Here is an 18,878-nt window from a genome sequence, read left to right on the forward strand (position 1 = left end):
CGGGGCGCGACTGGCTAACCTTGGCCAGTGAGCACCCGGGCCCAGCAGTACGCCGCGGTCGTCACCGACCGCACCGCGCTCTCACCGCACCTGGTGCGCCTCACGCTCACCGTGCCCGGGTTCGCGAGCACCACCATCCCCGACGAGTGGGTCGGCCTGGTGGTCCCCGGCCAGTTCCAGAGCCGCTACTACACCGTCGGCTCGATCGAGGCCGAGCGCCTGGTCCTCGATGTGGTCGTGCACGACGTCGGCCTCGTCACCGAGTGGGCGGCCGGCGACCCGGTGGGCGACGAGGTCGTCGTCACCGAGGCCAAGGGTTCCTTCCTCCCTCCCGCGGACGCCGGGTGGCTGCTGCTCGTCGGCGACATCACCGCGCTGCCCGCCATGGCCCGGATCGCGCGCGAGCGCGGCGGCGACCTCCCCACCCGCGTCGTGGCCGAGGTGCCCGACGACACCCGTCTCGACGGCTACTTCCCCGACGGCGTCGAGGTCACCTGGCTGCCCGTCCCCGGCGACGCCGCGAGCCGCCTCGCCGAGGTCGTCGCGCGTCTCGACTTCCCCGAGGGCCCGGGCTACTTCTGGATGGCCGGCGAGTCGGCGCAGATGCGCGCCATCCGCAAGCACCTGATGCGCGAGCGTGCGCTGCCGAGCACCCACTACGACGTGATGGGCTACTGGCGGGCGGTGGCCCAGCGTCGTCCACGAGCCGTCGACCCGGGGCCCATCTGGCGCGCCGGCAAGGCCGCGGGCAAGAGCGACGAGGAGATCTGGGCCGACTACGACGCGGCGCGGGAAGCAGAGGGATGAGCCGATGAACCGAGCCGACGACAGCGACGCCGACGTCGTGCGCGACCAGGCCGACGACGAGCGCGAGGAGCCGACGCCGACGGACCTCGCGGACGACGAGATCGACGGCGAGATCGATGACGAGATCGACGACGAGGAGGAGTGGGACGACGAGTTCGGCGCGCTCCCGCCCCCGGCGCCCGCCGCGGGCCTCGGCCTCCTCGGCGGCGCGGAGGTGGCCGAGGGCCACCGCAGCGGCTTCGCCTGCTTCGTGGGCCGGCCCAACGTCGGCAAGTCGACGCTGACCAATGCGATCGTGGGCCAGAAGATCGTCATCACCTCCGACAAGCCGCAGACCACCCGCACGGTCGTGCGCGGCATCGTGCACCGCCCCGACGGGCAGCTCGTGCTGGTCGACACCCCCGGTCTGCACCGTCCGCGCACCCTGCTGGGCGAGCGGCTCAACGACCTGGTGCGCACCACCTGGGCGGAGGTCGACGTCGTGGCCGTGTGCTTCCCGGCCGACGAGAAGATCGGCCCCGGCGACACCTTCCTCGTCACCGAGCTGGCCAAGGTGCGCCGCACCACGAAGATCGCGGTCGCGACCAAGACCGACCTCGCCGCCCCCGACCGCATCGCCGAGCACCTGCTCGACATCGCCGAGCTCGGCCGCACCACCGGCACCGAGTGGGCCGAGATCGTGCCCGTCTCCTCGGTGGGCGGCGATCAGATCGACCTGCTCGCCGAGATCCTCGTCGGCCTCATGCCCGAGGGACCGCCGCTGTACCCCGACGGCGACCTCACCGACGCCCCCGAGGAGATCCTCGCCGCCGAGCTGATCCGCGAGGCCGCTCTCGACGGTGTGCGCGACGAGCTGCCGCACTCGATCGCGGTGGTCGTGGAGGAGATGGGGCTGCGCGAGGGCCGCCCCGACGACAAGCCGCTGCTCGACATCCACGCCAACCTCTTCGTCGAGCGCGACTCGCAGAAGGGCATCGTGATCGGCCGCAAGGGCGCGCGCCTGCGCCAGGTCGGCACGGTGGCGCGTCAGCAGATCGAGGCCCTGCTCGGCACGCCGGTCTACCTCGACCTGCACGTCAAGGTCGCCAAGGACTGGCAGCGCGACCCGCGCCAGCTGCGCCGGCTCGGCTTCTGATCGCTGTGCCTGCGGGCCGGCGGCCTCAGTCGCGCGTCCAGCAGCGACCGAAGGTCTGGCCGGCCTTCCACTGCTCGGCGGTCGGCCACTCGTAGCCCCACTCGAAGGCCAGCGGATCGTCCGCCCGGTCGGCCGCGGCGTTCTCGCACCGGCTGCGGCCGGCGGCGCGGACGACATCCACGCCGGGGTACGCGCCCGCCTTCAGGGGGACCGACTCGATGGCGCGCCAGGTGTGGCGCGCCGAGCATGGCACGCGCTGGAAGTTGCGTGCGCCGGGGGCCGCCGTGCCGCACATCGCGTAGCGGTCGGGCAGCCGGTCGCCGGCGAAGATGCCGCGCAGGCTCCCGGTGATCGGCGCGAGCTGAGAGGCGCGCGCGAGGACGACGGCGTCGCAGCGGTACCACTCCGCCCCGGCGTCGGACTGCTCGACGGTCGGGGTGAACCACACGGGTCGGATCATGCTGAGCTGCAGGGAGGTCGCGCTGCCGCCGAGGTAGCGGCGCAGTGCGGCCGGGCAGCTCGCGCCGACGCGGGCTTGGACGCGGGTCGAGTCGACGGCAAGCAGGTGGCCCTCGACCACGGCGTCGACCCGTCCGACGGCGACGGTCTGCGTGGTGTGCGCGCCGGTGCAGGGCACCGGCTCGGCGGTGGACGTCGGAGCGATGGCCTCGGCGTAGGTGAGTCGGTAGCAGCCGTTGCGGGGCGGAGCCGCGGGTGGCGCGGCAGCCGGGGTCGGCTTCGCGGAGGTGGGCGCCGCGGTGGGCGTCGGGCTCGGTGCGCCGTCGCCGCTGCACCCCGCGAGGGCGATCAGGGCCGTCACGAGGCCGATGAGGAGGACGCCCGGCCGCCGCCCGCTGGCGCGGGTGCCGGCGAGGTCGGGGGAGCGGTGCTCGCGTGCGGGGGATGTCATGACGTCGTCCTCGCCCAGCACACCGAGCGGCGGATCCCGGCCTGCCACTCGGCGCGGTGGAAGAAGGTGTAGCCGTACTCGAACTCGGCCGGATAGTTCAGCCAGGCCTTCACCGAGGCCGAGCAGAAGGAGCGGCTGCGGCTCTCCATCACGCGGTCGCCGGGGTACTCGTCGCTCGGCTGCCCGATCTTCACGGTGGTGACCGCACGCCAGTCGTGCTTCTCCGAGCAGGGCACCTTCACGCCGTCGGCGACAGTGGCGCCGCGGGCGCAGCTGAGCCAGGCCTCGTCGGGCCGGCCAGCGAGGATGCCGCGCGAGGAGGCCGGCAGGGGGCGGTAGGCGCTGCTGGCGCTGTTGCCCCCGATGATGTCGCAGCGGAACCAGCGCGCGCCCTTGCGCCACGCCTTCTCTGAGGGGCGGAACCACGCCCAGCTCAACGTCGTGCGCAGCACGAGGCTCTCGTCGGCGCCGACGAAGTCGGCGAACCCGCGCGAGCACTCCCGGTAGGCGTGGCGCGCGATGCCGGCGTCGCCGTAGTCGGCGTCGTCGTACTGCTTCGGCAGCTCTGCCACCGCGAAGGTCTCCGCGGTGTGAGGTCGCGAGCAGGGGACCGTCGCGGTGGCGTTGGCCGGCAGGCGCACGTCGTCGGGCGTGAGGTTGCGGCACAGCCCCGCCTGGGGCCGTGCGGTGCTGTCGACGAGGTCGGGGTCGGTGTTCGCGCCCTGCTCGGTCGTGCTGCAGGCGGCCGCGGTGAGGGCCAGCGACACCACCGCCCCGGCCAGGGCACTGCGGCGCCGGACGGACCGAGCCGGGCGGGCGGCGCCGGCCGCTGTCCTCATCTGGTCCTCCCTCGATACGGGCGCGGGCACCCGAGCCCGTGTGGTCCGCTGCTCTGGGCGGTGGACGTGGCGTGTGCTCACGCGGTCGCCGCGTCGGCGAGCAGTGCGGCGATGGTAGCGCCCAGCTCGTACGCGGCCGTGATCGCGCCGTCGTCCACGGGGCCGAGGAGGCACAGCGGTTGGTGGCCCGCCCGCCAGCCCAGGGCCCCCACGATCGACTCCACGGACCGCCGCGCGCCGGTGAGGTCGTAGCGACCGTGCAGCAGCAGCCCCCACGGCCGTCCTGCGGTGGCCCCGGCGCCGGTTGCGGGGGTGCCACCGTCGTCCAGGCTGCCACCCACGGCGAGGAAGGTGGAGTCGAAGAAGTGCTTGAGGGCGCCGCTCATGTAGCCGAAGTTGCCGGGGCTGAGCAGCACGTAGGCGTCGGCGGCGAGCACGTCGTCCGCGTCGGCCTCGAGCGCGGGGCGCGCGACGACGTCCACGGGGGAGAGCGCCTGCACGTCGTCGTCGCGGGCTCCCGCGAGCACGGCCTCGAGCAGGCGGCCCAGGCTCGCCGACGGCGCATGGTGGACGACGAGGAGCCGGGGCATCCGGGCAGGGTAGCCCGCCGCCGGTCGAGTGGTGGGCTACGATGACCGCGTCATGGTGCGAGCCCTCCTTCTTAGCGGCCGCAGCGAGGTCTGACCAGCCGGACCCCTCGCTGCGGAGTGAGTCGTGTGCCCGGCGTCCCGGATCCGGACGCGATCAGTCCCGGACGACACCACCAGCTGAGGAAGTCATGACCAACCAGCGCGTCACCATCCCGTCGCAGCAGCCCAGCGGCATGCCGTACCACCGCTACACGGCCTTCGAGCCGGTCACGGTTCCCGACCGCACCTGGCCCGACCGGCGGATCACCGCCGCACCGCGGTGGCTCTCCACCGACCTGCGCGACGGCAACCAGGCCCTCATCGACCCGATGAGCCCCTCGCGCAAGATGAAGATGTTCGACCTGCTGGTGCGCCTGGGCTACAAGGAGATCGAGATCGGGTTCCCGGCCGCGAGCCAGACCGACTTCGACTTCGTGCGCCAGCTCATCGAGGGCGACCGGATCCCCGACGACGTGCGGGTCTCGGTGCTCACCCAGGCGCGTGAGGACCTCATCAGCCGCACCGTCGAGTCGCTGGTCGGCGCCGACAAGGCCACCGTGCACCTCTACAACGCCACGGCGCCGCTGTTTCGCCGGGTGGTGTTCGGCGTCTCGGAGGCCGAGTGCGTCGCCATCGCGACCCGCGGCACCGAGTGGGTGATGAAGTACGCCGAGCAGCTGCTCGACGGCACCGACTTCGGCTACCAGTACAGCCCCGAGATCTTCACCCAGACCCCCACCGACTTCGCCCTCGAGGTGTGCGAGCGGGTCTCCGACGTGTGGCAGCCGGAGGAGGGGCGCGAGATCATCCTCAACCTGCCCGCCACCGTCGAGATGTCGACGCCGAACACCTACGCCGACCAGATCGAGTACTTCGGCCGGCACCTGACCCGCCGGGCACACTCGGTGATCAGCCTGCATCCGCACAACGACCGCGGCACCGCCGTCGCCGCCACCGAGCTCGGTCTGATGGCCGGCGGCGACCGGGTCGAGGGCTGCCTGTTCGGGCACGGCGAGCGCACGGGCAACGTCGACCTCGTCACCTTGGCGATGAACCTGTTCAGCCAGGGTATCGACCCGCAGGTCGACCTCTCCGACATCGACGAGGTGCGGCGCACGGTCGAGTACTGCACCCAGCTGCCGGTGCACCCGCGCCATCCCTACGCCGGCGACCTCGTCTACACCGCGTTCTCCGGTTCGCACCAGGACGCCATCAAGAAGGGCCTGGAGGACCTCGACCGGATCGCGGCCGAGCAGGGCAAGCCGGTCGGGGAGGTGCCGTGGGAGGCTCCCTACCTGCCGATCGACCCGAAGGACGTCGGTCGCACCTACGAGGCCGTCATCCGCGTCAACAGCCAGTCGGGCAAGGGCGGCGTCGCCTACGTGCTGAAGGCCGAGCACAGCCTCGACCTGCCGCGTCGGGCCCAGATCGAGTTCAGCCGCGTAATCCAGCAGCGCACCGACGCCCAGGGCGGCGAGGTCACGCCCGAAGAGATCTGGTCGATCTTCCGCTCCGAGTACCTCGACCGCGAGGAGCCCTACAACCTGGTGAGCTTCTCGTCGGTCACCGACGAGGCCGGCGAGGACCGCCAGGAGGTCCACCTCCAGGTGCGCGGTGAGCAGCAGAGCTTCACCGGCATGGGCAACGGTCCGGTCGCGGCCTTCGTCGACGGCATGCGTCAGGCGGGAGCCGACATCCGTGTGCTCGACTACGCCGAGCACGCCCTCTCCGCCGGCGGCGACGCCCTCGCGGCCGCCTACGTCGAGGCCGAGATCGCCGGCGAGATCGTGTGGGGCATCGGCATCCACCACAACATCGTCACCGCCTCGCTGCGCGCGGTCGTGTGCGCGGCCAACCGCGCGCAGGCCGTCACGATCCCCGCGGGAGCCTGACGTGGCACGACCCACGCTGGCGGCCGAGAGCGTCGGTCAGGTGCTCGTGGCGGGCCGGCACGGCCGCCACCGCCTGGAGTTCACCGAGTACGGCTCCGGCGAGGCGTGGGTCGTGCTCCTGCCCGCGCTGCTCGGCTCGCGCGCCGACCACGACCGCCTGGCGCGGGTGCTCGCGGGCGCTGGTCTGCACGTCCTCGCTCTGGATCCGCTCGGCCACGGCCGCTCCGATCGCCCGGCCGACCCGCTGGCCCACTCGGTCACGGTGGCCGCCGAGCACGTGGTCGCCCTCCTGGACGACGTCGGCGCGCCGCGGGCGGTCCTGCTCGGCACCTCGTGGGGCGCCAACGTGGCCCTCGAGACCGCCACGATCGCGCCCGAGCGGGTGGCCGGGCTCGTGCTCGACGCACCGGTGCTCGACAACGCACTGGCCGCCCAGCTCGCAGTGCTCGCGCCGGTGCTGTACGCCGCCCGCTTCGCCCCGCTCGCCCTCGGCGCCGCCGGAGCAGCCACCCGCCTCGGCTCCGCCGTCACCCCCGCGCCGTTGCGCCCCCGCCCGCTCGGCCGGGTCGCCGCAGCACTCCGCGCGGGCAGTGGGCCCGTCGCCGCGCTCGTGCACGGCACGCTCTTCGGTCGTCTCGCGCCGTCGGCGGTCGAACGCGCCGCGCTGCGGGTGCCGACCCTCGTGGTGGCCCGCCGCCGCGACCCCCTCCACCCGGCCTCCGATGCCGCGCTGGTCGCCGGCGAGATCGACGGTGCCGTGCTCGAGGTCGCGCGCGAACGGCGCGAGTGGGCGCGGCGTCCCGAGCGCCTCGACCTCGCGACCACCGCCTTCGCGCTCGAGTGCCTGCGGGCCGAGCGGACCCGCCGCCCCCGCCGCTCGCGCTCCAGCTGACCGCGCGGCCGGATCGGCCGGATTCACCGGCCGGCCGGTGAATCTGGCACGTGGACGACGGAACTCCGTCGTCCAAGTGCCAGTTTCCTCGTCCCAGTACGCCGATTCGGGCCGCGACCGGCTGCCTTCGCGGACGACGCGGCGCGCGCGACCGGCGTGATCGGCGACATCCGCGGTGCCGTCTCGAAGCCGCTCGGCGAGCAGCGCGAGTCGTTCGTCGTCCGAGGCGCTTCGACCTCGCTGCCGCCGGCTTCGCGCCGGAGCGACGGCGCTTGGAGCGGACTTGCCATCTGCGCCGATCACGTCGACCGCGGTTCCCGTCGGGTGTGGCAGGCTGCGGGCATGACACGTCTCGGGAACGGTCGTCAGCGAGCTGGCCACCGCCTCACCACCGCCCTCGTCGCGCTCGTCGCCGGCGGTCTTCCGCTCGCCCTCGCCACCCCGGCCCACGCTGAGGGCTACTCCTTCCGCGACCGCTCCGGTGATGCGGTGCTGATCGACGAGGCCGGCGTCGGCACCACCGCCTCCGACCAAGCGGCGGGTGACGTCGTCGGGGTGGCGATGGCCCACACGAACACCGAGATCGCCGTGCGCGTGCGGCTGCGCGCACGGATGCCCGCCACTGACTGGACGCTGCGCGTTCAGATCAAGACGCCGCGCGGTCCGTACGCGGCGAACCTCGGCCGCTCCGGGCGCTCGGGCGGTCTCGTCCTGACGCGTGGGCCGCAGGACGCACCCCAGCGGTGCGCGGGTCTGCGCAGCCGCTACCTCGACGCGACGCACCAGGTGATCCGCGTGGTGGTGCCCCGCACCTGCCTGCAGCGCCCGTCCGCCGTCCGCGTGGCCGTCGCCGCCGTCGTCGTCCCGTCCGAGGGGCGCTTCTTCGCCGACGACGCCCTGCTTCGCGACTTCGTGGACCCCGACCGCGACCTGGTCTACTCTCCCCGCCTCTACCGGGGGTGAGATGCCGGATTCACCGGCCGGCCGGTGAATCCGGCACGTGGACGACGGAACTCCCTCGTCCAAGCGCCAGTTTCCTCGTCCCAGTCGCCCCGTCGGCGAGCGCGGCGACGCCGTCCGCGGCGCCTGTCGAGGCACAATGGCCAGGTGCTCTACCGTGACGAGGCGCTCGTGCTGCGCACCCGCAAGCTGGGTGAGGCCGACCGCATCATCACGCTCCTGACGCGCGAGCACGGCGTCGTCCGCGCGGTGGCCAAGGGGGTGCGTCGCACGACCTCGCGCTGGGGCTCGCGGCTCGAGCCGTTCACCCCCGTCGACCTCCAGCTCGCGCAGGGCCGCAATCTCGACACCGTCACCCAGGCCGAGACCAAGGGGGCCTACGCCGCCGCGCTCGGCGCCGACTACGACCGCTACACCGCCGGCACCGCGATGCTCGAGACGGCCGAGCGCCTCGTGGTGGAGGAGCGCGAGCCTGCGCGCCAGCAGTTCACGCTGTTGCTCGGCGGTCTCGCCGCCATGGCAGGCGGTGGACGACGCCCCGCCCACGTCCTGGATTCCTACCTGCTCCGCGCGCTCGCGATCGCCGGTTACGCGCCGACCTTCGTCGACTGCGCGCACTGCGGTCGCCCGCCGGTCACCTCCACCGGCGAGCTGGTGACCCACCGCTGGTTCAACCCCTCGATGGGCGGTGTGCTCTGCTCCACCTGCCGCATCCCCGGCTCTGCCACGCCGGCGCCCGAGACGCTGCACCTGCTCGGGGCGCTGCTGGCCGGCGACTGGCCGGTCGTCGAGGCGGCCGAAGCGCGCCACGTGAAGGAGGCCAGCGGTCTCGTGGCCGCCTTCGTGCAGTGGCAGCTCGAGCGCGGTCTGCGCTCGCTGGCCTACGTCGAGCGGTGACGGCGGCGACGCCTCGCGTGCGACGCCGCCCGGCGCTGCGTCGTCCACGGCGCCTGAGAGACTGCCGCCCGTGACCCGAGCCTCTCGACGCGCCCGCGCCGCGGCGTCCGCCCGCGGCCCGATCCGCCCGCCCACCCCGCACCCGTCGGGGGTGCGCCCGCCGGCGATCCCGGCCGAGCTGGTGCCGCACCACGTGGCGATCGTGATGGATGGCAACGGCCGGTGGGCCAAGGAGCGCGGCCTGCCGCGCACGAAGGGGCACGAGGAGGGCGAGTCGAGCCTCTTCGACGTGGTCGAGGGCGCGATCGAGCTCGGGGTGAAGGCGATCTCGGCCTACGCGTTCTCGACGGAGAACTGGTCGCGCAGCCCGGATGAGGTGAAGTTCCTGATGGGCTTCAACCGCGACGTGATCAGGCGGCGTCGCGACGAGATGCACGAGCTCGGGGTGCGCGTGCGCTGGGCGGGCCGGGCGCCGAGGCTGTGGCGCTCGGTGATCAACGAGCTCAAGGTCGCCGAGGAGCTCACCCGCCACAACGACGTCCTCACGCTGACGATGTGCGTCAACTACGGCGGCCGCTCCGAGCTCGGGGACGCCGCCCGCGCCCTCGCGCAGGACGTCGCCGCGGGTCGGCTCAACGCCGACCGGGTCGACGAGCGCACCCTCGGCCGCTACCTGTACGTGCCCGAGCTGCCGGACGCCGACCTCATCTGGCGCACCTCGGGGGAGCAGCGGCTGTCGAACTTCATGCTCTACCAGGCCGCGTACGCGGAGTTCGTGTTCTCCGACGTGCTGTGGCCAGACGTCGACCGGCGTCATCTGTGGCAGGCGGTCGAGACCTACGCGCGGCGCGACCGGCGCTACGGGGGAGCCGTGCCGAACCCGGAGGCGCCGCCGGGCCCGGACGAGGGCCCCAAATCAGAGAATGAGATTCGTTCCCATTAGAGTGGGTGCATGCTCGCCCTCCGCCCCGTGCGCACCCTCTCGACCCTCGCCGCCACCGCGCTCGCCCTCGCCGCGCTGAGCGCGTGCGGCGCCAGCGGTTCCGGCTCCGGCTCGGACGACGGCCGCATCGCCATCGTCGCCTCCACCAACGTCTACGGCGACATCGCGTCGGTGGTCGCCGGTGATCGCGCCGACGTCACCAGTCTGATCACCAGCCCGTCGCAGGACCCCCACGAGTACGAGGCCTCGGCACAGGACCGCCTGCGCGTGGGCAAGGCCGACATCGTCATCGAGAACGGCGGCGGCTACGACCCGTTCGTCGACACCCTGCTGGAGGACGCCCGCTCCGAGGCGACGGTGATCGACGCCGTCGACGTCTCGGGTCTGGAGCCGAAGGACCACGACAGCGACGGTGCCGACGGCGACCATGCCGAGGGCGAGGAGCACGGGAGCGAGGAGCACGGGGCCGAGGAGCACGGGGCCGCGGGCGACGACCACGGCCACATCGAGGGCTTCAACGAGCACGTCTGGTACGACTTCGGCGCGGTCAAGGCCGTGGCCGCACGCATCGCCGACACCCTGGCCGAGCTCGACCCCGACAACGCGTCGTCCTACCGAAGCAACGCCGAGGGCTTCGAGGCCAAGGTCGACGACCTCGCCGCCCAGGCGCAGAAGCTGCGCACCTCCGCCCAGGGGCGCGGTGCGGCGATCACCGAGCCGGTGCCGCTCTACCTGCTCACCGCCGTCGGCCTGGTCAACAAGACGCCGGCGGAGTTCAGCGAGGCGGTCGAGGAGGGCGCCGACGTGCCCGCACGGGTGCTCCAGCAGACCCTCGACGTGGTCCGTGGCGACTCGGTCGCTCTGCTGGCCTACAACGAGCAGGCGGCCGACAGCACGACGGAGCAGGTGCGGGCCGCAGCTGAGAAGGCCGGCGTCCCGGTCGTCGACTTCACCGAGACCCTCCCCGAGGGCGGCACCTACCTGACCTGGCAGCAGAAGAATCTCGACGGCATCGCCGCGGCCCTACGCTGAGCCCATGACCGACCTCTCCCGTGCGGGTGACCGCCCTGTCCTGCGCCTGCGGGACGCGTCGGTGGCCTTCGGGCACCGCACGCTGTGGTCGGGGCTCGACCTCGACGTCGCCGCCGGCGAGTTCATCACCGTGCTCGGCGCCAACGGCTCGGGCAAGTCGACCCTCCTCAAGGCGGTGCTCGGACTGCGGGCCCTGTCGGCCGGCTCGATCGAGGTGCTCGGGCGCCCGGCGCGGCGAGGCAACCGCAGCATCGGCTACGTGCCGCAGCAGCGGCTCATCCCGGCCGGCACCCCGATGCGGGGTCGCGACCTGGTCAGCCTGGGCGTCGACGGTCACCGCCCGGGTCTGCGCCTGCGTGGACGACGCGCGATCGCCGCCCGCGTCGACGCCGCCATCGAGGCCGTCGAGGCGAGCCGCTTCGCCGCGCGACCCGTCGGCCAGCTCTCCGGTGGCGAGCAGCAGCGCCTGCGCGTGGCACAGGCCCTGGTCGCCGATCCGGGTCTGCTGCTGTGCGACGAGCTGCTCATCAGCCTCGACCTGCACCACCAGCGCGCCGTGAGCGGGCTCGTCGACCGTCGCCGTCGCACGGCCGGCACCCCCGTGCTGTTCGTGACCCACGACGTCAACCCCGTGCTCGCCATGACCGACCGGGTGCTTTACTTCGCCGCTGGCCAGCACCGGCTCGGCGTTCCCGAGGAAGTGCTGCGCTCCGACGTGCTCAGCGAGCTCTACGGCACCCGTGTCGACGTCGCGCGCATCGGCGAGCGGCTCGTCGTCCTCGGAGCACCCGACCACCACCAACCGCACCACCCCGATCGCGTCGAGGTGCACCCGTGAACGACGACTGGTGGAGCCGGGTCTTCAACTTCCAGGACTACGGTCAGCTCCTGGGACTCGTGCAGAACTCCCTGATCGCCGCCGCCGTGCTCGGGATCGTGGGCGGTGTGATCGGCGTCTTCGTGATGCAGCGCGACATGGCCTTCGCCGTGCACGGCGTGAGCGAGATGTCCTTCGCCGGTGCGGCGGGTGCCCTGCTCTTCGGCGTCGGCGTGGTGTCGGGTGCGCTCGTGGGCGCCGTCGTGGCTGCCCTCGCGATCGGACTCCTGGGGGCACGGGCTCGCGATCGCAACTCGGCGATCGGCGTGCTGATGCCGTTCGGCCTCGGCCTCGGCATCCTGTTCCTCGCGCTGTTCGACGGGCGCGCGTCGAGCAAGTTCGGCCTGCTGACCGGGCAGATCATCTCCGTCGATGGCCCCGACCTGGGGCGTCTCATCGCGATCTGCCTCGTGGCGCTCGTCGTGCTCGTGGCCATCTGGCGCCCGCTGATGTTCGACAGCCTCGACCCCGACGTCGCCGAGGCCCGCGGCGTTCCCGGTCGTGCGCTGTCGCTGCTGTTCATGCTCGCCCTCGGCCTCGTGGTGTCGGTAGCGGTGCAGATCGTCGGAGCGCTGCTGGTGCTGGCGCTGCTGGTGACGCCCGCCGCTGCGGCGCTGCGGGTCTCCGCCTCACCGGTGCTGGCCCCGCTGCTGAGCGCGGCCTTCGGTGTCGCGGCGGCGGTGGGCGGCATCCTGCTCGCGCTCGGCGGCTCGCTGCCGATCAGCCCCTACATCACCACCATCTCGTTCCTGACCTATCTGGCGTGCCGGGTGATCGGCAGCGGCCGAGACCGCTCGGCCCGATTGGCGGTCTAGCGGTCCCGCAGGCGCCGGCGGTGCCCCCGGCATCGGTGGCCGTAGAGTGCCGCTGTGCTGGTGGTCAACAGGTTCCGCGATGAGTCCGCACACTCGGCGGCGAACGGGGGCGGGGCGCTGCAGGCCGACCTGTTCGCCGTCCGCGCCCTGCTGGCGGGGCAACCGGGTTACCGCGAGGGGACGCTGGGTCGCAGCCTCGACGATCCGTCGCTGTGGGTGCTGACCACACGCTGGGAGAGCGTCGGCGCCTACCGCCGCGCCCTGTCCTCCTACGAGGTGAAGCTGCACGGCGTGCCGGTGCTGAGCCGCGCCGTCGACGAGCCGAGCGCCTACGAGGTCGTCGAGCCCGACACCGTGCTCAACGTCGCCTCGGCTCGCGTAACCTAAGGGGCTGCCCCGCCCGGCCCTCGGGCACGGGCGATGACCACCCCTCTCGTCCGGCAGCCAGCCGGGCACGTCCCGTGAAGGAATCCCCGTGGCCAAGCCGCCTCCGTCCACCGTCGACCAGGTCGTCTCCCTCGCGAAGCGCCGCGGCTTCGTCTACCCGTGCGGCGAGATCTACGGAGGCACCCGCTCGGCCTGGGACTACGGCCCGCTGGGCGTCGAGCTCAAGGAGAACATCAAGCGCCAGTGGTGGCGCTCGATGGTGCAGAGCCGCGACGACGTCGTCGGCCTCGACTCCTCCATCATCCTGCCGCGCGAGACCTGGGTGGCCTCCGGTCACGTCGGCACCTTCACCGACCCGCTCACCGAGTGCCAGTCGTGCCACAAGCGCTTCCGCGAGGACCACCTCCAGGAGGACTACGCGGAGAAGAAGGGCATCGAGAACCCCGACGACGTCGACATCAACGCCTCCGTCGCCTGTCCCAACTGCGGCACTCGCGGCGCCTGGACCGAGCCGCGCGACTTCCAGATGATGCTGAAGACCTACCTCGGCGTCATCGAGGACGAGTCGGGCCTGCACTACCTGCGTCCCGAGACCGCGCAGGGCATCTTCCTCAACTTCGCCAACGTCGTCACCTCGCAGCGCATGAAGCCGCCCTTCGGCATCGCCCAGATCGGCAAGAGCTTCCGCAACGAGATCACGCCCGGCAACTTCATCTTCCGCACGCGCGAGTTCGAGCAGATGGAGATGGAGTTCTTCGTCAAGCCCGGCGAGGACGACGAGTGGCACCAGTACTGGATCGACACACGCACCCAGTGGTACGTCGACCTCGGCATCGACCCCGACAACCTGCGCCACTACGAGCACGCGAAGGAGAAGCTGTCGCACTACTCCAAGCGCACCGTCGACATCGAGTACCGCTTCAACTTCGCCGGCTCCGAGTGGGGTGAGCTCGAGGGCATCGCGAACCGCACCGACTTCGACCTCTCCACCCACGCCGAGCACTCCGGCAAGGACCTCTCGTACTTCGAGCAGGCCACGAACACCCGCTACACCCCCTATGTCATCGAGCCCGCGGCCGGTCTCTCGCGCAGCCTGATGACCTTCCTCGTCGACGCCTACGCCGAGGACGAGGCCCCCGACACCAAGGGCGGGGTGCGCAAGCGCACGGTGCTGCGCCTCGACCCGCGCCTCGCACCGGTCAAGGCCGCCGTGCTGCCGCTGAGCCGCAACGAGGACCTCACCCCGCGGGCCCGTGCGGTCGCCGCCGAGCTGCGGGCGAACTGGAACATCGACTTCGACGACGCCGGCTCCATCGGCAAGCGCTACAGCCGTCAGGACGAGATCGGCACGCCCTACTGCGTCACCGTCGACTTCGACACCCTCGACGACCAGGCCGTCACCGTGCGCGAGCGCGACACGATGAGCCAGGAACGTGTCGCGTTGAGCCAGCTGTCGGCGTACTTCGCTGCGAGACTGGTGGGATGCTGAGGCCTCTCGCCCGTCCCGCCGGCGTCGCTGCGCTCCTCCTCGCCCTCGCCGCCACCTCCGCGTGCGGTGGGGGCGAGGACGACGACCGCCGCCCGTCGGCGGGTCGGTCCGGCTCCCCGAGCGTCGCCGCGTCGGCGGGGGAGAGCGCCACGTCGCCCTCGGGTGCGTCCTCGTACCTGCCGGTGCCCGACGGCGTGACGCTGACGCCGCCCGGGACGGCACTGAGCCTCGGCGCGCAGGGCGTCGTCGCCTTCGAGCGGCGCCAGGGCCAGGTGGGCGTCCTCGGTGTCGAGGTCCGGCGTATCGAGCCGACCACCTTCAAGCGGTCCTTCGCCGGCTGGAGCATCGACCCCACCACGGCTGCGTCCCGGATCCCGTACTTCGTGCGGGTGCGCGTCACCAACCTCGGCGACCTCGACCTGGGCGGGCTGAAGCTCGACAGCCTCGTCTATGCCGACGACGGCGCGACCCTCGAGGCGCCCAGCTACTACCTGCGCACCCAGCTGCCGCGCTGTGTCGGGGGGCCGCTGCCGCGCCGCTTCGCCAAGGGCGCCTCCGTCGAGCTCTGCCAGGTGTACTACCTGCCGCGCGATCGCCGGCTCGAGGCCATCGCCTTCCCGCCGTTCGGCGGAGCGGCCCCGATCACCTGGTCCGGGCCGTACAGCAAGGTCGGCCGGGTGGGCGCGGCACCGCCGAAGGCCGTCGCCGCGAGCGGGTCGGCGACGCCGAGCCCCTCGGCCACGTCGAGCGCCTCGTCGGCACGTCCCACGCCCACCCCCACGCCCAGCCGCAGCGTTCCGCCGCCGGTGGTCCCGCTGGTGCCCGCGGGCAGCCGCACGCCGACCGTCCCCTCCGGATCGGCGACGCCGTGAGCGCACTGCGGCTCGGCGACCTCGAGGTGCCGGTGCCCGTCGTCCTCGCGCCGATGGCGGGCATCACCAACGCCGCCTACCGCCGCCTCTGCGCCGAGCACGGTGCGGGGCTCTACGTCTGCGAGATGATCACGAGCCGCGGGCTCGTCGAGGGCGATGAGACCACGCGCCGGATGCTCGTCTTCGACGAGGCCGAGGAGGTCCGGTCGGTGCAGCTCTACGGCACCGACCCGTTCTACGTCGGCCGCGCCACCCAGATCCTCTGCGAGGAGTTCGGCGTCGCGCACGTCGACCTCAACTTCGGCTGCCCGGTGCCCAAGGTCACCCGCAAGGGCGGCGGGGGAGCGCTGCCCTGGAAGCGCAACCTGCTCGGCCGCATCCTCGATGCCGCGGTCGGCGCCGCCGCACCGTTCGGCGTGCCGGTCACCATGAAGACCCGCAAGGGCATCGACGACGACCACCTCACCTACCTCGACGCCGGCCGCATCGCCCAGGAGTCCGGCGCGGCCGCGATCGCCCTGCACGGTCGCACCGTCGCCCAGGCCTACTCCGGCGAGGCCGACTGGGACGCCATCGCAGCGCTGGTCGAGCACGTCGACATCCCCGTGCTCGGCAACGGCGACATCTGGGAGGCCGCCGACGCGCTGCGCATGATCGAGCACACCGGCGCCGCCGGGGTGGTCATCGGGCGCGGCTGCCTGGGGCGTCCGTGGCTCTTCCGCGACCTCGCGGCCGCCTTCGACCCCGACGGCCCGGGCGTCACCACGTTGCCGACCCTCGGCGAGGTGGCGACGATGATGCGTCGGCACGCTGAGCTGCTCAGCCACCACATGGGCGAGGAGCGGGGCTGCAAGGAGTTCCGCAAGCACGTCACCTGGTACCTCAAGGGCTTCGCCGCTGGCGGCGAGCTGCGCCGCTCGCTCGGCCTCGTCGACTCCCTCGCCACGCTCGACCGGCTGCTCGCCGAGCTCGACCCCGCCGAGCCCTTCCCGGTGAGCGAGCTCGGATCACCGCGCGGCCGACAGGGCGCACCGCGCCGCGTCGTCCTGCCGGAGGGCTGGTTGGACGACGCGGAGGACTGCGCGCTCGGCGCCGACCTGCTCGAGGACGTCGGCGCCGCCACCGGCGGGTGAGCCGCTTCACCCCGCGAATCGGGGTGTTGATTGGGTGCGCTCCTGCGATCCATGTTTCACTCGTGCGATCCGTCGACCGCTCGGGAGCGACGGCGACCTGACCGCGAACAGCAAAGGAATCAGCGCGTGGCCACCAGCCACAAGCGGGAAACCGCGCGACGCACACCGCGAGCCGCCCTCCTGGCCGGCTCCCTGGCAGCCCTCGCCACCACCGGCGCGGTCGCCACCGGCGTCCTCACCTCCGCCGCCCCCGAGGCCGACCTCACGGCCCGCGACCGCCTGGCCGCCGTGGACGACGCAGCCGTCGCCGGCGCCGCCTCCGGCGCGGTCCGCGACCTGCCGCTGGTCTCGCGCAGTGCGCCGCGCACCAGCACGCGGGCCCCGGCGGCCGCCGTCAAGCCGCCGACGCGGCTGCAGCGCCTGCTGGCGCCGGCCGCGGTCCGCGCCGCCGTCGCCGGCGCCGAGCAGCGCCGCTGGACCACTGCCGCCCTCAACATCTGGTCGCGCCCCGACGCCTCGGCCGCCAAGCTCGGCGAGCTCGACGAGGCCACCAGGGTGCTGCTGACGGGCCGCCGCTTCGGAGAGCGGGCCGAGATCGTCCTCGACGGCAAGGCCCGCTGGGTCACCGCCGGTCACTTCAGCACCGAGAAGCCGGCCACGATCGGCGGCGACTGCACCAACGGCACCTCCGTGCCCGCCGGCGTCAGCCCCAACATCAAGAAGGTGCACGCCGCCGTCTGCGCGGCCTTCCCCGAGATCACCACCTACGGCACGTTCCGCAGCGACGGGGAGCACAGCCAGGGTCTGGCGGTCGACATCATGGTCTCCGGTGAGCGCGGCTGGCAGATCGCCGACTTCGTGCGCGAGAACTTCGCCGCCCTCGGCGTGAACTACGTGATCTACGCGCAGAAGATCTGGTCGGTCGAGCGCTCCGGCGAGGGTTGGCGCGGCATGGAGAACCGCGGCTCGCCCACCGCCAACCACTTCGACCACGTCCACGTCACCGTCTACTGAGTCGGTCGGGCCCTACCGGTAGGGTCCCCGCGTGGATCCGGTCGAGGCGCTGTACGACGAGCACGACCGCGAGCGCATCGTGGCCGAGCCGCCGAAGCGCGTGCAGGCGCCCGAACGGCTGGCCTTCGAGCGCGACCGTGCCCGCGTCGTCCACGCCGCCTCGTTCCGTCGGCTGGCGGCCAAGACCCAGGTCGTGGGGCCGCAGAGCGACGACTTCGTCCGCAACCGCCTCACCCACAGCCTCGAGGTGGCCCAGATCGCGCGCGACCTCGCGCGTGCGCTGGGCACGCACGCCGACATCGTCGAGACGGCCGCCCTGGCCCACGACCTCGGCCACCCGCCGTTCGGGCACAACGGCGAGCGCGCCCTCGCCGAGCTGGCCGAAGGGATCGGCGGCTTCGAGGGCAACGCCCAGACGCTGCGCCTGCTCGCCCGGCTCGAGGCCAAGACCGCCGACGCGGCGGGGGAGTCGGTGGGCCTGAACCTCACCCGCGCCACGCTCGACGCCTGCACCAAGTACCCCTGGGGCCAGCAGGACGCGCCGGCCGACAACCCGGCCAAGTTCGGCGTCTACGACGACGACCGCGCCGCCTTCGCCTGGCTGCGCCGCGGGGCTCCGGCGACCCGCCGCTGTCTGGAGGCCCAGGTGATGGACCTCGCCGACGACGTCGCCGACTCCGTGCACGACGTCGAGGACGCCGTGGTCGCCGGCAAGATCGACCTCGCCCGACTCGATGCCGACCTGCCGGCGATCCGGGCCACGGTGCGTGCCTGGTACCTGCCCGCGATCGAGGACGCCGAGCTGGACGCCGTCCTCGCGCGGTTGCGCGCCGTCGACGGGTGGCCGAGCGCGCCCTACGACGGTGGACGACGCGCACTCGCCGCGCTGAAGAACCTCACGAGCGACCTCATCGGCCGCTTCTGCGGCGCGGTGCAGGAGGCCACCTTCGCTGCAGCGGAGGGTCCTTTCGTGCGCTACCGAGCCGACCTCGTGGTGCCGGCGGCGACGCTGCAGGAGATCGCCCTGCTCAAGGGCCTCGCCGTGCACTTCGTGATGCAGGACGCCACGCGGCTGGCCCAACAGGAGCGGCAGCGGGAGCTGCTCACCGAGCTGGTGGAAACCCTGGCCGCGGGTGGTCAGGAGCTGCTCGACGCCGCGAGTGCGGCCGACTGGCATCGCGCGGGGGACGACGCCGGCCGGCTGCGCGTGGTCATCGACCAGGTCGCCTCGCTGACCGATGCCAGTGCCGTGGCCTGGCATCAGCGCCTGTGCCGCTGAGCCGACGTCGCCTTCTCCTCGGGGGACTCAGGACTGCACCAGTCTCCCGAGGACGACGAACGGCCGGCCACACCCC

At 72.8% G+C, this 18,878-nt stretch carries 19 protein-coding genes; 16 read left to right on the forward strand and 3 right to left on the reverse strand.

What is annotated here, in order from left to right:
• The first annotated feature begins 27 nt into the window (after positions 1-27).
• Positions 28-807 (forward strand): siderophore-interacting protein, encoded by a 780-nt coding sequence (locus ACERUN_RS11905; RefSeq protein WP_370290189.1) that lies wholly within the window; start codon positions 28-30, stop codon positions 805-807.
• Positions 808-811: 4 nt separating this feature from the next.
• Positions 812-1,942: a GTPase Era gene (gene era, locus ACERUN_RS11910; RefSeq protein WP_370290190.1), complete on the forward strand. Its 1,131-nt coding sequence runs from the start codon at positions 812-814 to the stop codon at positions 1,940-1,942.
• Positions 1,943-1,967: 25 nt separating this feature from the next.
• Here the strand turns inward: era and ACERUN_RS11915 are convergent, their stop codons facing one another.
• From ACERUN_RS11915 to ACERUN_RS11925, 3 genes are all read right to left on the reverse strand, one after another.
• Positions 1,968-2,852 (reverse strand): septum formation family protein, encoded by an 885-nt coding sequence (locus ACERUN_RS11915; protein WP_370290192.1) that lies wholly within the window; start codon positions 2,850-2,852, stop codon positions 1,968-1,970.
• Positions 2,849-3,691 carry a septum formation family protein gene (locus ACERUN_RS11920; RefSeq protein WP_370290194.1) on the reverse strand — a complete coding sequence of 281 codons (843 nt, stop codon included), beginning with the start codon at positions 3,689-3,691 and terminating at the stop codon, positions 2,849-2,851. Before ACERUN_RS11920 ends, ACERUN_RS11915 begins: the two co-directional genes overlap by 4 nt.
• Positions 3,692-3,768: 77 nt before the next feature.
• A complete protein-coding gene (locus ACERUN_RS11925) occupies positions 3,769-4,281 on the reverse strand; it encodes a flavodoxin family protein (protein ID WP_370290196.1) in 513 nt (170 codons plus the stop codon).
• A 188-nt stretch (positions 4,282-4,469) separates the two neighbouring features.
• On the opposite strand from ACERUN_RS11925, the gene leuA reads away from it, so the two are divergent.
• The 14 genes from leuA to ACERUN_RS11995 all read left to right on the forward strand — a co-directional run bounded on the left by leuA (position 4,470) and on the right by ACERUN_RS11995 (position 18,802).
• Positions 4,470-6,212: a 2-isopropylmalate synthase gene (gene leuA, locus ACERUN_RS11930; RefSeq protein ID WP_370290197.1), complete on the forward strand. Its 1,743-nt coding sequence runs from the start codon at positions 4,470-4,472 to the stop codon at positions 6,210-6,212.
• Between the two features lies 1 nt (position 6,213).
• Positions 6,214-7,104, forward strand: a complete 891-nt coding sequence (locus ACERUN_RS11935; protein WP_370290198.1) for an alpha/beta fold hydrolase — start codon at positions 6,214-6,216, stop codon at positions 7,102-7,104.
• Positions 7,105-7,446: 342 nt separating this feature from the next.
• Complete coding sequence (locus ACERUN_RS11940) at positions 7,447-8,067, forward strand: hypothetical protein (protein WP_370290199.1); 621 nt, start codon at positions 7,447-7,449, stop codon at positions 8,065-8,067.
• Positions 8,068-8,211: 144 nt separating this feature from the next.
• Positions 8,212-8,961 (forward strand): DNA repair protein RecO, encoded by a 750-nt coding sequence (gene recO / locus ACERUN_RS11945; RefSeq protein WP_370290200.1) that lies wholly within the window; start codon positions 8,212-8,214, stop codon positions 8,959-8,961.
• A 70-nt stretch (positions 8,962-9,031) separates the two neighbouring features.
• Entirely contained in the window at positions 9,032-9,904 is an 873-nt protein-coding gene (locus tag ACERUN_RS11950; RefSeq protein WP_370290201.1) for an isoprenyl transferase, read from the forward strand.
• Between the two features lie 9 nt (positions 9,905-9,913).
• On the forward strand, positions 9,914-10,936 hold the full coding sequence (locus ACERUN_RS11955) for a metal ABC transporter solute-binding protein, Zn/Mn family (protein ID WP_370290202.1): 1,023 nt from the start codon (positions 9,914-9,916) through the stop codon (positions 10,934-10,936).
• 4 nt (positions 10,937-10,940) lie between these two features.
• A complete protein-coding gene (locus ACERUN_RS11960; RefSeq protein ID WP_370290203.1) occupies positions 10,941-11,774 on the forward strand; it encodes a metal ABC transporter ATP-binding protein in 834 nt (277 codons plus the stop codon).
• Positions 11,771-12,628: a metal ABC transporter permease gene (locus ACERUN_RS11965; RefSeq protein WP_370290204.1), complete on the forward strand. Its 858-nt coding sequence runs from the start codon at positions 11,771-11,773 to the stop codon at positions 12,626-12,628. The genes ACERUN_RS11960 and ACERUN_RS11965 overlap by 4 nt, the downstream gene beginning before the upstream one ends.
• A 54-nt stretch (positions 12,629-12,682) precedes the next feature.
• Entirely contained in the window at positions 12,683-13,015 is a 333-nt protein-coding gene (locus ACERUN_RS11970) for an antibiotic biosynthesis monooxygenase (protein WP_370290205.1), read from the forward strand.
• 88 nt (positions 13,016-13,103) lie between these two features.
• Positions 13,104-14,504, forward strand: coding sequence for a glycine--tRNA ligase (locus ACERUN_RS11975; protein WP_370290206.1), 1,401 nt, complete (start codon positions 13,104-13,106; stop codon positions 14,502-14,504).
• Complete coding sequence (locus ACERUN_RS11980) at positions 14,498-15,376, forward strand: hypothetical protein (RefSeq protein WP_370290276.1); 879 nt, start codon at positions 14,498-14,500, stop codon at positions 15,374-15,376. Before ACERUN_RS11975 ends, ACERUN_RS11980 begins: the two co-directional genes overlap by 7 nt.
• Positions 15,361-16,509 carry a tRNA dihydrouridine synthase DusB gene (gene dusB, locus ACERUN_RS11985; RefSeq protein ID WP_370290275.1) on the forward strand — a complete coding sequence of 383 codons (1,149 nt, stop codon included), beginning with the start codon at positions 15,361-15,363 and terminating at the stop codon, positions 16,507-16,509. The genes ACERUN_RS11980 and dusB overlap by 16 nt, the downstream gene beginning before the upstream one ends.
• A 126-nt stretch (positions 16,510-16,635) precedes the next feature.
• Positions 16,636-17,523 (forward strand): hypothetical protein, encoded by an 888-nt coding sequence (locus ACERUN_RS11990; RefSeq protein ID WP_370290207.1) that lies wholly within the window; start codon positions 16,636-16,638, stop codon positions 17,521-17,523.
• 31 nt (positions 17,524-17,554) lie between these two features.
• Positions 17,555-18,802 (forward strand): deoxyguanosinetriphosphate triphosphohydrolase, encoded by a 1,248-nt coding sequence (locus ACERUN_RS11995; protein WP_370290208.1) that lies wholly within the window; start codon positions 17,555-17,557, stop codon positions 18,800-18,802.
• Positions 18,803-18,878 lie beyond the last annotated feature (76 nt).

This window comes from Nocardioides sp. (assembly GCF_964229035.1).
GTDB lineage: Bacteria > Actinomycetota > Actinomycetes > Propionibacteriales > Nocardioidaceae > Nocardioides.

What these genes read in the sequence shown, in the direction of transcription:
- era (WP_370290190.1), top strand. Translation starts at nt 812, where the DNA reads ATGAACCGAGCCGACGACAGCGACGCCGACGTCGTGCGCGACCAGGCC.
- ACERUN_RS11915 (WP_370290192.1), bottom strand. Translation starts at nt 2,852, where the DNA reads ATGACATCCCCCGCACGCGAGCACCGCTCCCCCGACCTCGCCGGCACC.
- ACERUN_RS11920 (WP_370290194.1), bottom strand. Translation starts at nt 3,691, where the DNA reads ATGAGGACAGCGGCCGGCGCCGCCCGCCCGGCTCGGTCCGTCCGGCGC.
- ACERUN_RS11925 (WP_370290196.1), bottom strand. Translation starts at nt 4,281, where the DNA reads ATGCCCCGGCTCCTCGTCGTCCACCATGCGCCGTCGGCGAGCCTGGGC.
- leuA (WP_370290197.1), top strand. Translation starts at nt 4,470, where the DNA reads ATGACCAACCAGCGCGTCACCATCCCGTCGCAGCAGCCCAGCGGCATG.
- ACERUN_RS11940 (WP_370290199.1), top strand. Translation starts at nt 7,447, where the DNA reads ATGACACGTCTCGGGAACGGTCGTCAGCGAGCTGGCCACCGCCTCACC.
- ACERUN_RS11955 (WP_370290202.1), top strand. Translation starts at nt 9,914, where the DNA reads ATGCTCGCCCTCCGCCCCGTGCGCACCCTCTCGACCCTCGCCGCCACC.
- ACERUN_RS11960 (WP_370290203.1), top strand. Translation starts at nt 10,941, where the DNA reads ATGACCGACCTCTCCCGTGCGGGTGACCGCCCTGTCCTGCGCCTGCGG.
- ACERUN_RS11980 (WP_370290276.1), top strand. Translation starts at nt 14,498, where the DNA reads ATGCTGAGGCCTCTCGCCCGTCCCGCCGGCGTCGCTGCGCTCCTCCTC.